Raw genomic sequence first — 14,001 nt, 5'->3', positions numbered from 1 at the left:
GCGACCCGCTCGGGGCACGTGGTATCGGGCGCGACTATGCTAGTCTTGCGCCTTTGAATAATGCAATGAGGCAAGCATGAAGGTGATGACCCCCGAGCGTGACGAGCAGCGCGACGCCTGGCTCGCCCGGCTGTGCGCCGATGTCTATGGTAGGGAAGCGGGGCTGTCGCCGTTGGTAACCTTCACCGGGACGCGACAGGTGCTGTTCGCTCAGGAGGCCGCAAGGCTGTGGGCGCTGGTGGACGAGCAGGGACGGCCGGGCGCGTTGGCCCTCTTGATCCTTGACGCGTCGGGCAGCGGCATGACCCTGTGGCACCATGCCTCGCCGGGTGGCGACCGCGAGAGCGTGCGTCGATTGATTCGCGAGCTGGTACAGAAGGCACCGCTGCGAGTCGATGCGGCGAATCAGGAAGAAGAGGGCTTTTACCGCCGCTGCGGTATCAATCGCTGGTTCGCGACGCCGGGTGGCCGGCGTGTCGGTCTCTCCCCGCATCACTCGGCACGCGGCGTGAGCGAGCTGGAACCACCGCTCGGCTTCGATGAGGAGGCGATCCTGCGTCGCTTCAAGCACGATGCCCACTTCTTCGAGCAGGAGAAGGCGAGCTTCGTCGAACGCCTGGCCGCATTTCCCGGGTAGTGGAACGGTCTGTTGCAATCTCCCCCTTGACCCCATGCACACACGACGGTTGGATGAAGTACCCCTATCGTTAGCGAACAAAGGAAAAGACGCCATGGCAAAGCGGATTCAGTTCTCTCGCACCGGTGGTTCCGAAGTGCTCGAATACATCGACGTGACGCCGGCCGATCCGGCGCCCGGTGAAGTTCGGGTCAGGAACGAGGCAATCGGGCTCAACTTCATCGATATCTATTTCCGCACCGGTCTTTACCCCGCGCCTAGCCTGCCGTCGGGGCTGGGCACCGAGGGCGCCGGCGTGGTCGATGCCGTGGGCGAGGGGGTGAGCCACCTGAAGACGGGCGACCGGGTCGCCTATGCCCAGGGGCCGCTGGGTGCTTACGCCGAGTATCACGTACTACCGGCGGAGAAGGTGGTGACGCTGCCCGATAGCGTTGATTTTGATACCGCCGCCGCCAGCATGCTCAAGGGCCTCACCGTGCAGTATCTGCTGTGCCAGACCTTTCCGCTCAAGGGAGGCGAGACCATTCTTTGGCACGCCGCTGCCGGTGGGGTGGGCTCGATTGCCTGTCAGTGGGCCAAGGCGCTGGGCGTCAAGCTGATCGGCACCGTCAGCTCGCCCGAGAAGGCTGAGCTGGCGAAATCCAACGGCGCCTGGGCAACCATCGACTATACCCGTGAAAACGTGGTCGAGCGGGTGCGCGAACTCACCGATGGCGCGATGTGCGATGTGGTTTACGACTCGGTAGGCAAGGACACCTGGATCACCTCGCTGGACTGCCTCAAGCCGCGTTCCCTGATGGTCAGCTTCGGCAACGCTTCCGGGGCGGTGGAGGGCGTCAACCTGGGCATTCTCAACCAGAAGGGCTCTCTGTTCGTCACTCGCCCCAGCCTCAACGGCTACGCCGATACTCGCGAGCGGCTGGAGACGATGTGCCGCGACCTGTTCGACATGCTCGGCAGCGGCAAGGTCAAGATCGACATCGGCCAGCGCTTTGCCCTGGCCGAGGCCGGCAAGGCCCAGGACGCCCTGGCCAGCCGCAAGACCACCGGCTCCACTATCCTGCTGCCTTGATACCGCGTCTCTGACTCCCCGCTGCAACCTCTGTCGGTCGCCCCCTCGGGTGCGGCTGGCAGAGATCACAGAGAAGCGCCGAGTTCGGTAATCATCGTCTCGCGGTGCTTGAGCGCCGCCAGCCCGGCTTCACCCAGTAGGCTGGCTACTTCACTCAGCAGGCCTTGGGCCAGCAGCATGAAGGCGCACATGCTGTTGCTGTAGAACAGGCTGTGATTGGACACTGCAAAGCTGTGTCGCGCGCTCCGGGCGAGGGGAGAGCTCTCGGAATCAGTCAAAGCGATGACTTCAACGCCATGACGGGTCGCGACCTCGGCCGTGGCCAGTACGCTCGGGGTGTAGGGAAAGCAGCTTGCCACCACCAGCACGTCGCCGGGGTCGAGCTGGGCCAGGGCATCGGCGACGCCCTGCCGGCCCGCGTCGAGGGGGGCGACGTCGGGGCGCAGCATCCCCAAACCATAGGCCATGAACAGCGCCAGGGAATGGAACTGGCGCATACCGTGTATACGCACCCGATGGGCCGTCGCCAGCAGCGTCACTGTCTGCTCGAAGGCTGCCGGGTCGATCCTCTCCAGAAGACTCGCCATGTTGGCGCTCTCCTGCCGAGCCAGCCGGCTCAGCCGCGCTAGCGCCTGCGTGTCGCCGTTCGCTTGAAGCAGCCGGGAAGCCTGGTCGCTGTAGAAGCTCTGGCCTTCGGTGACTTCGCGGCGAAAGACATCCTGTAACTGGCTGAATCCCTCATAGCCAAGACGCTGGGCCAGGCGCGAGAGCGTCGAGGCATTGACACCCAGTCGCTCCGCCAGCTCGCTGATGGTGGAAACGGCGGCCTGCTGCGGTGCCTCGATGAGCAGGGCCAGAACGTGGCGAGAGCGCTTGCCCAGCCGGATGTCGGCGTCGCCGGCTTCGATGTCCGTAAGCCGCTGTCTGAGGCCGCTCAGCGTTTCCGGGGGTAGCGTGGTGGTATCCGTCATGGCATCGCTTCACTTCAACTCTATAGAGGCGTCAAGGCGTCGGGGGCATTGTAGCCGCGTTGCCCCTGGCAGAGTCGCCGGGGGAATGATTTGCAAATATTAATTGCAAATTAAAATATAGCATTTATATTTTGCCTATTCTCAATGTGGAGGAACCCATGAGCCACGTATTCCATCGCAGCCTGACGCAGCAGTACCCCATGGCCGTCAAGGGCGAAGGTCCATACCTGATCGACGATCAGGGGAAGCGCTACCTGGATGCCTGCGGTGGTGCCGCGGTCTCCTGCCTGGGGCACAGCGATGCCGCCGTCATTGCGGCCATTCGCGAGCAGGTGGGCAAGGTGGCTTACGCCCATACCTCCTTCTTCACCACCGAACCGATGGAAGCCCTGGCCGATTTCCTGGTCGAGCGAGCTCCTGCGGGGCTTGAGTCGGTCTACTTCGTCTCGGGCGGCTCCGAGGCCATGGAAGCGGCCCTGAAGCTGGCGCGGCAGTACTTCATCGAGATCGGCCAGCCGCAGCGCAAGCACTTGATTGCGCGCCGCCAGAGCTACCACGGTAACACCCTGGGAGCGCTTGCCACCGGCGGCAACGCCTGGCGCCGCCAGCAGTTCGAACCGCTGCTGATCGACGTGAGCCACGTCAGCCCCTGCTATGCCTACCGTGGGCTGCAGGAGGGCGAGAGCCCTGAGGAGATGGGCGTACGCCTGGCCGATGAACTCGAGGCCGAGATCCTGCGCCTCGGGGCGGAGAACGTGATGGCCTTCGTCGCTGAACCGGTGGTGGGTGCCACCATGGGCGCGGTGACTGCGGTGCCAGGGTACTTCAAGCGGATCCGCGAAGTGTGCGATCGCCATGGCGTACTGCTGATCCTCGACGAGGTGATGTGTGGCATGGGCCGCACCGGCACACTGTTCGCCGCCGAGCAGGAAGGCATCACCGCCGACCTGATCACCATCGCCAAGGGGCTGGGAGCCGGCTATCAGCCGATCGGCGCCACCCTGGTCAGCGGGCGAATTCGCGATGCCATCGCCAATGGCTCGGGCTTCTTCCAGCACGGGCATACCTATATCGGTCATGCGACGGCCTGTGCCGCGGCGCTGGCGGTGCAGACGACCATTCAGGAGCGCGGCCTGTTGTCCCGGGTGTGTGAGCTGGGCGAAGGACTGCAGCGGCGCCTCTCCGAGCGTTTCGGCGAGCATCCCCATATCGGCGACATTCGCGGCTGCGGGCTCTTCCAGGGCCTTGAGCTGGTGGCGGACCGCACCACCAAGGCAACCTTCGAGCCCGAGCGCAAGGTGCATGCGCAGATCAAGAAGGCGGCCATGCAGGCAGGGCTGATGTGTTATCCGATGGGCGGCACTCTCGACGGTCGCCAGGGCGATCACATTCTGCTGGCACCGCCCTTCATCCTCGAAGAGCACCATCTGGACGAAATCGTCGACAAGCTCGATAACGCACTGAACAGTGTGCTGGGCAACCGCTAAGGAGACGCGCATGGCCATCGAATCCCGCCTGACCCCACTCGACGAGACGCGCCTCGACAGCGAGCAGCGCCGCGTGCTGGAGGAGATCCTCAGCGGCCCGCGCGGTAACCTGGACGGCCCCTTCCTGGCCTGGATCCACAGCCCGGGCCTGGCCGATCATGCCCAGCAGCTGGGTGCCTTCTGCCGCTACGGCACGCGGCTGGAGCTTCGCCTGACCGAACTGGCGATCCTGGTCACCGCTGCCTGGTGGCGGTCTCAGGCCGAGTGGCAGATCCACGAGCCCATCGCCCGCGAGGCAGGGGTCACCGACGCGGTGATCGAAGCACTGCGCACGGGACAGGAGCCGCCCTTCGAGCGCGACGATGAGCGCTTGATCTACCGTCTGGGCAGCACGCTCTACGCTACCCGACGCGTCGACGCGGCACTTTATGCCGAAGCCGTCGAGGCTTTCGGCGAACCCGCGGTGGTCGAACTGGTGGGGGTGTTTGGCTACTACGCCCTGGTGGCCATGACCCTGAACGTCTTCGCGGTGCGCCGCGATACGGAGGTGCCACTGCCGTTCAACGAGCCGTGAGGCCGAGGCTGCCCGTTCCAGGCATGTGCCAGCACTTCTCAACCCGGCCCCGGCCGGGTTTTTTTCATGGCAGTGACCCGAAGTCATAGAAAAGGCTGGATTTTTTTGCGTGCGACTGGTGTGCTGAAGCGAACGGGCCACCACAGGGAGCGGGGCATGGCCGACCATACGCTGGTTTTCATTGTGCTGGGGCTGACGCTGGCCGCTTTCGTCTGGGGGCGCTTTCGCTACGATCTGGTGGCGCTCTCCGCGCTGCTGGGTTGCGTGATCCTGGGGCTGGTGCCGGGCGAGGAGGCTTTTTACGGTTTCGGTCATCCCGCGGTGATCACCGTGGCCGCCGTGCTGGTGCTCAGCCGCGGCTTCGAGCGCTCCGGCGTGGTGGATGTCATCGCCGAGCAGGTGCTCAAGGTCGGCGACCGGCTGTTCCTGCAACTGGTGGCGCTCACCGCCACGGTGGTGGTGCTGTCCGGCTTCATGAACAACGTCGGCGCTCTGGCGCTGCTGCTGCCGGTGGCCATGCGCCTGGCGCGTGAACACGACACCTCGCCCTCGCTGCTGCTCATGCCACTGGCCTTCGGCTCGCTGCTCGGCGGTCTCATGACGCTGATCGGCACCCCGCCGAACATTATCATCTCTGCTTACCGCGGCTCGGTAACCGGAGAGACCTTCGGCATGTTCTCCTTCTTCCCCGTCGGTGCCGCAGTTGCCCTGGCGGGGCTGGTGTTCATCGTGTTGCTGGGCTGGCGGCTGGTGCCGCAGCGCGCCGGCAATGCGTCCACCGAGGGTATGTTCGATATCAGTCACTATCTGGTCGAAGTCCGGGTGGACGAGGAGGCCAAGGCGCTCGGTTGGACCCTGCGCGAGCTGCAGCGTGAACTCGAGGAGACGCTGCCGGTTCTGGCGGTCTTGCGCGGTGAGCAGCGCTACGCCGGGCATGCCTTCCTCGGCGCGCTGAAAGAGGGGGATGTCCTGCTGGTGGAGGCGGGGCCGGAAGAGATGAAACTGCTCGAGGACAAGGCCGGCCTGCGGGTGGGAATCGACCCGCAGGAGGAAATCCTCGAGCAAGATCGCGCCGAGGCGAAAGAGGGTGGGCAGCTGCAGCGGGACGCTAGCCTGCCGGATACCGAGAATACCAAATCCAACGGTCTTGATACCGAGGGACTGGAGCTGGTCGAGGCGGTGGTGCGCAACGACTCGATCATGGTCAACCGTACCGTGACCCAACTGCGGCTGCACAACCAGTACGGCATGCATCTGGTGGCGGTGGCCCGGGACGGCAGCCGCCTGCGCCAGCGCCTGCGCGATATCCGTTTTCGCCCCGGTGACGTGCTGTTGCTGCAGGGCGGCGAGAGCAATCTGAGCGAGAGCCTGGCAACGTTGGGCTGCCTGCCCCTGGCCAGGCGTAACTTAACCCTGGGGCAGCCGCGCATGCTGCTGGTGTCTCTCGGCATCTTTGCCCTGGCCATCGCCGCCATGCTGCTGGATATCCTGCCCAATGCCGTCGCGCTTGCCCTGGCGGCCTTGGTCACGCTGCTGATCGGCGTATTGCCGCTGCGAGACGGTTATCAGGCCATCGACGGCCCGGTGATCATCCTGCTGGGCGCCATGATCCCCGTGGGCACGGCGCTCGAAACCAGCGGCGGCGCGGCGCTCATTGCCAACAGCCTGCTGGAGCTGGGGGGTACCTGGCCCACCGTGTCGATCCTGATACTGCTGTTCGTCACCACCATGATGCTCTCCGATGTGATCAACAATGCGGCGGCGGCGGTGCTGATGGCGCCGATTGCCGTCAGCCTGGCCAACGGTTTCGATGCGTCCATCGACCCCTTCCTGATGGTGGTGGCGGTCAGTGCCTCCTGTGCTTTTCTCACGCCCATCGGGCATCAGTCCAATACCCTGGTGATGGGGCCCGGCGGCTATCGCTTCGGCGACTACTGGAAAATGGGCCTACCGCTGGAGCTGATCGTCATGGCGGTGGCGATTCCGATGATCCTTCTGGTGTGGCCTTTGTAGGAGAAGAAACGAAAAACCCCGGCGCTGGGCCGGGGTTGGGTAGGGGGCTGACCGAACTTACGCCGCGTTGTGGCGCAGGATTTTTGCCTTGTCGGTGGCGAACTCGTCGTAGTCGAAGTCGTCCACGCTGAGCAGCTCGAGGACTTCGGCTTCGAATCGGCGCATGAACTCGGCATCCTCCTCGCTGACGAGACCCTTCTCCCGTGCGGCCTCCAGGCGTACCTCGGGGTGCAGCGCCTGACGTGGCAGCTCGCCCTTGGCGTAGGCCTTGTTGACCGTGCGGTAGAGCGCCTCGGCGCGGTCGTAGTCGGCCAGCAGGGCGTTGTAGTGGGCCAGCGGATTGTCCTTGACGCCATCGTCGCCCTGCCAGGCCGCCGCGATCAGCTTGGTGCGCAGCGGGGTATCGCGCGATACGGCTTGGGCGATCTCGCGGGTCAGATGGTCGGCGGGGCGCTTCCAGCGCCGTCCCAGCGGCATCGTCACGGCGCGCAGCACGCCGGCCAGCGCGCGGTTGGGCAGGTTGTCGAACAGCTCGTCGAAGGCCTGCTCGGCGCGCTGCAGCAGGTGGGTGCAGCTGTAGTGGAGCAGGGCGGCTTCGCCCTCGACCTTGTCACCCTCCTGCCAGTGCTTGAGCACCATCGAGGCCAGGTAGAGGTTGGAGAGCACGTCACCCAGGCGCGCCGAGATCATCTCGCGCTGCTTGAGCGCGGCGCCCAGGCTGGCCATGGCGGCGTCGGCGCACAGGCTGAAGGCGGCAGAGAGTCTTGCCATGTCGCGGGCATAGGGCGCGGCGACTTCATCGAAGGGCACCGTGGGCTTGCCGATACCGAACCCCATGGTGAAGGCGCGGGCGGCGTTGCCGAAGACCAGCGCGGCATGACCGAAGAAGGCGCGGTCGAAGGCCTTGAGGTCGTTGCTGTCGGAGGCCGCCAGCTCTTCGAGCACGAACGGATGGCAGCGGATGGCGCCTTGACCGAAGATCATCAGGTTGCGGGTCATGATGTTGGCCCCCTCCACCGTGATCGCGACCGGGTTGGCGCTGTAGCCGATGCCCAGGTAGTTGCGTGGACCCAGTGTGACCGCCTTGCCGCCGTGGATGTCCATGGCATCGGAGAGCACGATGCGCTGGAACTCGGTGAGCTGGCTCTTGAGGATCGCCGAGGGCACCGCCGGTTTCTCGCCGCGGTCGATGGTGTTGGCGGTCTGGTAGACCGCTGCCTGGGCGATGTAGCCCAGCGCGGCCATGCGCGCCAGCGGTTCCTGCACGCCCTCCATCTCGACCACCGGCACGTTGAACTGGCGGCGGATGCGGCCGAAGCCGCCGGTCCAGCCCAGGGCGTAGCGCGCGGTGCCGCTGGCGCCGGATGGCAGGGTGATGCAGCGGCCGATGGAGAGACACTCCACCAGCATGCGCCAGCCCTGACCGATCATCTCGGTGCCGCCGATGATGGTGTCCAGCGGGACGAAGACATCCTTGCCCTTGATCGGGCCGTTGAGGAACGGGCTGCCGATGGGGTGGTGGCGGCGGCCGATCTCCATGCCGGCGGTGTTGCGCGGCACCAGCGCCAGGGTGATGCCGCGGTCCTCTTCCTCGCCCAGCAGGTGGTCGGGGTCGAACAGGCGGAAGGCCAGGCCCACTACAGTGGCGATCGGCGCCAGGGTGATCCAGCGCTTCTCGAAGTTGAGACGCAGGCCCAACACCTCCTTGCCATCGACCATCTGCTTGCACACGATGCCGGTGTCGGGCAGCGAGGTGGCGTCGGAGCCGGCGCGGGGGCCGGTGAGGCCGAAACAGGGGATCTCACGGCCGTCGGCCAAGCGTGGCAGTAAGTGATCCTTCTGCGCCTGGGTACCGTACTTGAGCAGCAGCTCGCCGGGACCCAGAGAGTTGGGTACGCCCACCGTGACCATCAGCGTCTCGCTGATGGAGAGCTTCTGCAGCACCAGCGACTGCGCCTTGGCGGAGAAGCCCAGGCCGCCGTATTCCTTGGGAATGATCATGCCGAAGAAGCCTTCCTTCTTCAGGTACTGCCACAGCTCCTCCGGCAGGTCGGCACGCTCCTTGGCGATCTCCCAGGCGTTGCACATGCCGGCGGCCACCGAGCACTGCTGCTCGAGAAAGCTACGCTCCTCCTCGGTCAGGCCGTCGTCGTGGTAGCTCATCAGCTTGTCCCACTGGGGACGGCCCGAGAACAGCTCGCCGTCCCAGGCCACGGTGCCGGCTTCCAGCGCGATGCGCTCGGTATCCGAGACCTTGGGCGAGACGCGCTTGAACATGGCGAACAGGCGCGGGCTGAGCCAGTGGATGCGCAGCGCCGGCAGGCCGGCCATGGCCACCGCTGCCGCGCCGAGCAGCAGCAGCACGCCCAGCACGGGCGAACCCAGCAGCAGCCCTGCCAGGCCGAGCACGCCGAGCAGCGCCAGGGTCGGTACGGCGCCGGCCTCGCGCCGCATCAGCGCCAGCATGCCGACGACGGTGAGGATCAGGAGTATCAGGGTGAGCATGCCTCGTCTCCGTGTTTCGGATCGCGTTTAGAACAGTTGTTTGAATGTGTCAGCCTAGCCGATCTCCTTGGTGCTGGCCAGTCCTGAGACGCACGCCAAATGAGAGCGCCCTGCTCGGTGGCAGGGCGCTGAGTGGCGAGGCTAAGAGCCGCAGGCAGCTGTGCAGCGTTTCCTAGGTTAGGCGTCGCTGGGGTTCTCGCCTGGCCGGACTGTCTCCGGCCACGAAGTAGGGCGCATCCGAGGGCGGCAGCGGCTCGCGGCCGCGGATGCGGTCGGCGATCTTTTCGGCCAGCATGATGGTCGGTGCGTTGAGGTTGCCGGTGGGGATCACCGGGAACAGCGAGGCATCGACCACGCGCAGCCCTTCCAGGCCATGCACCCGGCCCTGGCCGTCGACCACGGCGTCGTCGCCTTCGCCCATGCGACAGCTGCCGCAGGGGTGGTAGGCGGTCTCGGCGTGTTCGCGCACGAAGGCGTCGAGCTGCTCGTCGCTCTGCACGTCCGGCCCCGGTGAGATCTCACGACCCCGGTAGGGATCCATGGCCGGCTGAGCGATGATCTCGCGTGTCAGACGAATGGCGTCGCGGAACTCCTGCCAGTCCTTCTCCTTGGCCATGTAGTTGAACAGGATGCTGGGAGCGGTCTCGGGATCGCGCGAGGTGAGGCGAATGCGCCCGCGGCTCTCGGAGCGCATCGAGCCCACGTGAGCCTGGAAACCATGGGCCTGCACCGCGCTCTTGCCGTTGTAACTGATGGCGATGGGCAGGAAGTGATACTGCAGGTTGGGCCAGGGCTCCGCGTCATGGGTGCGAATGAAAGCGCACGACTCGAACTGGTTGCTGGCACCGACGCCGCTGCCGAGAAGCAGCCACTCGGCGCCGATCTTCGGCTGGTTGAACCACTTCAGCGCCGGGTAGAGGCTGATCGGCTGCTTGCACTCGTACTGGATGTACATCTCCAAGTGGTCCTGCAGATTCTCGCCGACCCCGGGCAGCTCGTGCACCACGGGAATGTCGAACTCGCGCAGGTGTTCAGGGTTACCGATCCCCGAGCGCAGCAGGATCTGCGGCGAGGCGATGGCCCCGGCGCACAGCAGCACTTCGCGGCGGGCGCGCACCTGCTGGGTCTGGCCGCGGCGCAGGTAACGCACGCCCACGGCGCGCTTGCCCTCGAACTCGATCACGTCGGTGGTGGCGTGGGTCTCGATGGTGAGGTTGTCGCGCCCCTTGGCCTGGTCGAGATAGCCACGCGCGGTGGAGGAGCGGCGCCCCTTGGGGGTGACGAAACGGTCCATGGGGCCGAAGCCCTCCTGCCGGTAGCCGTTGACGTCCTCGGTCTCGGGATAGCCCGCCTGCACGCCGGCATCGACGAAGGCGCGGTAGAGCTCGTTGTTGCCCTCCTTGGGCGTGGTCACGTGCACCGGGCCATCGCCGCCGTGGTAGGCGTTGGCGCCGATGTCGCGGCACTCGGCCTTGCGGAAATAGGGCAGACAGTCGGCGTAGCGCCAGTCGGCAAGACCGGCCAGGCTGGCCCAGTTGTCGTAGTCCAGGGCATTGCCGCGGATGTAGCACATGCCGTTGATCAGCGACGAGCCGCCCAGCCCCTTGCCGCGGCCGCACTCCATGCGGCGGCCGTTCATGTGCGGCTCGGGATCGGTCTCGAAGGCCCAGTTATAGCGCTTGCCCTGCAGCGGGTAGGCCAGGGCGGCGGGCATCTGGGTGCGAAAGTCGAAGCGGTAGTCGGGGCCGCCGGCTTCGAGCAGCAGCACGCTGACGCCTGTGTCCTCGGTGAGGCGGGCGGCGAGCACGTTGCCGGCGGAGCCGGCGCCGATGATGACGTAGTCGAATTCACGAATCTGGGGCATGGCGATTTCCTCAGAACACCGACTCGAAGGGGCCCATCTCCACCTGCACTGACTTGGTCTGGGTGTAGTGGGCCAGGGTTTCGATGCCGTTCTCGCGGCCGACGCCGGACTGCTTGTAGCCGCCCACCGGCATTTCCGCCGGCGACTCGCCCCAGGTGTTGATCCAGCAGATGCCGGCTTCCATTCGATGAATGGTGCGATGCGCCCGGGTGAGGCTCTCGGTGAACACCCCGGCGGCGAGGCCGTAGTGGGTGTCATTGGCGCGACGGATCAGCTCCTCTTCGTCGTCGAAGACGAGAATCGCCATCACCGGGCCGAAGATCTCTTCGCGCACGATGCGCATGTCGTCGCTGCAATCGGTGAACACCGTGGCCGGGGCCCAGGCACCGCGGGCGAAATCGCCCTCGTCGAGAGGCTCGCCGCCGATCAGCACCCGCGCGCCGTCCTGCTTGCCGTAGGCGATGTAGTCGAGCACCTTGGCCTGATGCTCGAAGCTGACCAGCGGGCCGAAGTTGATTTCGGGGTCGAGCGGGTCGCCGGCGCGGATGCGTGCCACGCGCTCGACGATCTTCTCCTCGAAGTCGGCCTTCACCGAGCGCTCGACGAAGACCCGGGTGCCGTTGGTGCAGATCTGGCCGCTGGAATAGAAGTTGGCCATCATGGCGGCATCGGCGGCGCGGTCGAGGTCGGCGTCGGCGAACACGATCAGCGGCGACTTGCCGCCCAGCTCCATGGTCACGTCCTTGAGCGTCGAGCCGCCCGCCGCGGCCATCACCTTCTTGCCGGTACCCACCTCGCCGGTGAACGAGACCTTGGCGATGCCTTCATGCGCGGTCAGCATCTGGCCGACCCGTGCGTCGCCGTGGACGACGTTGAACACACCGTCGGGCAGTCCGGCTTCGGTGAAAATTTCAGCCAGCTTCATGGCCGAGAGCGGAGTGACCTCGCTGGGCTTGAACACCACGGCGTTGCCGGCGGCCAGCGCGGGGGCAGCCTTCCAGCAGGCGATCTGGATCGGGTAGTTCCAGGCGCCGATGGCACCGATGACCCCCAGCGGTTCGCGCCGGGTATAGACGAATGACGACTCGCGCAGGGGAATCTGGGCGCCCTCGATGGCCGGGGCCAGGCCGGCGTAATATTCGAGCACGTCGGCGCCGGTGACGATGTCCACCGCGGCGGTTTCGCTGATCGGCTTGCCGGTGTTGCGCGTTTCGAGCTCGGCCAGCTCGTCGTTGCGCGCTCTCAACAGCGCCACGGCGCGCTGCAGCACACGGCTGCGCTGCATCCCGGTCATGGCGGCCCAGCGCCGCTGACCCTGGCTGGCGGAGGCGACGGCGCGGTCGATATCGGCCTGGCTGGCCTGATCGACCCTGGCCAGCAGGCTGCCATCGTAGGGGTTGAGAACATCGAAGGTCTCACCCGAAGTGGCCGGCTCGCGGCGGCCGTCGAGGTAGAGAGTCTCGTTGTCGAAAGCGGTCATGCTGTCTCCTTGGGTGACGCTGCGGAGGTGTCGTGGCCGGCCAGCAACTTGTCGAGGCAGGCGTGGGCCAGGCGCCGGGCGCGCTCGGTATCCAACCCATCGGGGCTCAAGGTGCCGCGCAGCCACAGGCCGTCGATCATGGCCGCCAGGGTGCGGGCGGCATCTCTTGCTTCGTTCAGCGGCATCAGCCGTCGGAACTGGAAGCAGAGGTTGGAGTAGAGGCGCTGGTCGTTGACGTGCTGCAGTCGTTGCAACTGGGGTCTGTGCATACTGCTGGCCCAGAAGGCGAGCCAGGTCTTGGCCGCGGGACCGGAAATCTGGCTGCGATCGAAGTTGCCGTCGATGATGGCGGCGATATGGTCGCGCGGGGAGCCATCGGCCAGGCGGAGTCGACGCTCAGCCACGGCCTGGCCGAGATCGCTGAGGATCTGGCGCATGGTGGCTTCGAGCAGGCCGTCCTTGCCGCCGAAATAGTGGCTGATGATGCCGGCCGAAACCCCGGCATGCCGCGCAATTCTCAGCACGGTGGCATCGGCCAGGCCGACTTCGTCGATGGCCGCCATGGTCGCCTGGATGAGCTGGCTGCGTCGAATGGGTTCCATTCCTGTCTTGGGCAACGTTGACTCCTTGACCCTTCGCCGTGACTGGCATGTGGCATATAAAGGTAGATTCGAGTCTGGCATTTTTTTATTGAACGTTCAATCAATAAAAAGCCAGGCAGTATCAGTCTTGCCTGAGAGAAGTGGTTCATGCATAATTCAGCGCGTCGCGAAGGCCTGCCTTCGTGCCGCCTGGCTACGTAGCTCAGCTGGTTAGAGCACATCACTCATAATGATGGGGTCCCCTGTTCAAATCAGGGCGTAGCCACCAGTTACGACAGGACGCCCGATCGAGTCATCTCGATCGGGCGTCTTGCGTTATATACCTACCCTGACAGGGTTTCCGCCAAGATACGCCCTTGACCTTACGTGGGCGATCCGTATACTACGCACCGTGTTCACGGCCATTCCCGGATAGCTCAGTCGGTAGAGCAAGTGACTGTTAATCACTGGGTCGCAGGTTCGAGTCCTGCTCCGGGAGCCACGAACGCACGCTGATCATGACGCACATCATTCCTCGATAGCTCAGTTGGTAGAGCAAGTGACTGTTAATCACTGGGTCGCAGGTTCGAGTCCTGCTCGAGGAGCCATCAGCTATTGGTAAAGAGCCATCAGCTTTTGGTGAAGAGCCATCAGCTTTTGGTGAAGAGCCATCAGCTACTACCACTCCGTGGGAAGTCCTTTCCCGCCACGTCGTTCCCGGATAGCTCAGTCGGTAGAGCAAGTGACTGTTAATCACTGGGTCGCAGGTTCGAGTCCTGCTCCGGGAGCCAATCTTCGTCGCTCTGATTCCCTCTGT

At 65.2% G+C, this 14,001-nt stretch carries 10 protein-coding genes and 4 tRNA genes; 9 read left to right on the top strand and 5 right to left on the bottom strand.

Annotated features, from left to right (window positions below):
- Positions 1 to 76 precede the first annotated feature (76 nt).
- A complete protein-coding gene (locus HOP53_RS07490) occupies positions 77 to 637 on the top strand; it encodes a hypothetical protein (protein WP_234269425.1) in 561 nt (186 codons plus the stop codon).
- A gap of 94 nt (positions 638 to 731) precedes the next feature.
- Complete coding sequence (locus HOP53_RS07485) at positions 732 to 1,709, top strand: NADPH:quinone reductase (RefSeq protein WP_234269424.1); 978 nt, start codon at positions 732 to 734, stop codon at positions 1,707 to 1,709.
- Between the two features lie 65 nt (positions 1,710 to 1,774).
- Here HOP53_RS07485 and HOP53_RS07480 read toward each other — a convergent pair whose 3' ends face one another.
- Positions 1,775 to 2,680, bottom strand: coding sequence for a MurR/RpiR family transcriptional regulator (locus HOP53_RS07480; RefSeq protein WP_234269423.1), 906 nt, complete (start codon positions 2,678 to 2,680; stop codon positions 1,775 to 1,777).
- 158 nt (positions 2,681 to 2,838) lie between these two features.
- Here HOP53_RS07480 and HOP53_RS07475 point away from each other — a divergent pair, with 158 nt between their 5' ends.
- From HOP53_RS07475 to HOP53_RS07465, 3 genes are all read left to right on the top strand, one after another.
- Positions 2,839 to 4,167 (top strand): aspartate aminotransferase family protein, encoded by a 1,329-nt coding sequence (locus HOP53_RS07475; protein WP_234269421.1) that lies wholly within the window; start codon positions 2,839 to 2,841, stop codon positions 4,165 to 4,167.
- Positions 4,168 to 4,177: 10 nt separating this feature from the next.
- A complete protein-coding gene (locus tag HOP53_RS07470; protein ID WP_234269420.1) occupies positions 4,178 to 4,741 on the top strand; it encodes a carboxymuconolactone decarboxylase family protein in 564 nt (187 codons plus the stop codon).
- A gap of 156 nt (positions 4,742 to 4,897) precedes the next feature.
- Positions 4,898 to 6,754, top strand: a complete 1,857-nt coding sequence (locus tag HOP53_RS07465; protein WP_234269418.1) for an SLC13 family permease — start codon at positions 4,898 to 4,900, stop codon at positions 6,752 to 6,754.
- A 57-nt stretch (positions 6,755 to 6,811) separates the two neighbouring features.
- Here the strand turns inward: HOP53_RS07465 and HOP53_RS07460 are convergent, their stop codons facing one another.
- The 4 genes from HOP53_RS07460 to betI all read right to left on the bottom strand — a co-directional run bounded on the left by HOP53_RS07460 (position 6,812) and on the right by betI (position 13,220).
- On the bottom strand, positions 6,812 to 9,259 hold the full coding sequence (locus HOP53_RS07460; protein WP_234269416.1) for an acyl-CoA dehydrogenase: 2,448 nt from the start codon (positions 9,257 to 9,259) through the stop codon (positions 6,812 to 6,814).
- A gap of 172 nt (positions 9,260 to 9,431) precedes the next feature.
- A complete protein-coding gene (gene betA, locus HOP53_RS07455; protein ID WP_234269415.1) occupies positions 9,432 to 11,123 on the bottom strand; it encodes a choline dehydrogenase in 1,692 nt (563 codons plus the stop codon).
- Positions 11,124 to 11,133: 10 nt separating this feature from the next.
- A complete protein-coding gene (gene betB, locus HOP53_RS07450; protein ID WP_234269412.1) occupies positions 11,134 to 12,603 on the bottom strand; it encodes a betaine-aldehyde dehydrogenase in 1,470 nt (489 codons plus the stop codon).
- On the bottom strand, positions 12,600 to 13,220 hold the full coding sequence (gene betI / locus HOP53_RS07445; RefSeq protein WP_234269411.1) for a transcriptional regulator BetI: 621 nt from the start codon (positions 13,218 to 13,220) through the stop codon (positions 12,600 to 12,602). Before betI ends, betB begins: the two co-directional genes overlap by 4 nt.
- A gap of 176 nt (positions 13,221 to 13,396) precedes the next feature.
- On the opposite strand from betI, the gene HOP53_RS07440 reads away from it, so the two are divergent.
- The 4 genes from HOP53_RS07440 to HOP53_RS07425 all read left to right on the top strand — a co-directional run bounded on the left by HOP53_RS07440 (position 13,397) and on the right by HOP53_RS07425 (position 13,975).
- Positions 13,397 to 13,473 (top strand) — tRNA-Met (locus HOP53_RS07440).
- A gap of 137 nt (positions 13,474 to 13,610) precedes the next feature.
- Positions 13,611 to 13,686 (top strand) — tRNA-Asn (locus HOP53_RS07435).
- Positions 13,687 to 13,716: 30 nt separating this feature from the next.
- Positions 13,717 to 13,792, top strand: a tRNA-Asn gene (locus HOP53_RS07430).
- Between the two features lie 107 nt (positions 13,793 to 13,899).
- Positions 13,900 to 13,975 (top strand) — tRNA-Asn (locus tag HOP53_RS07425).
- The last annotated feature ends 26 nt before the right edge of the window (positions 13,976 to 14,001 follow it).

This window comes from Billgrantia ethanolica (assembly GCF_021404305.1).
Classification (GTDB): Bacteria; Pseudomonadota; Gammaproteobacteria; order Pseudomonadales; family Halomonadaceae; genus Halomonas; species Halomonas ethanolica.
The sequence above is the reverse complement of the archived record's forward strand: the minus strand, read 5'-3'. Positions and strand labels throughout refer to the sequence as shown.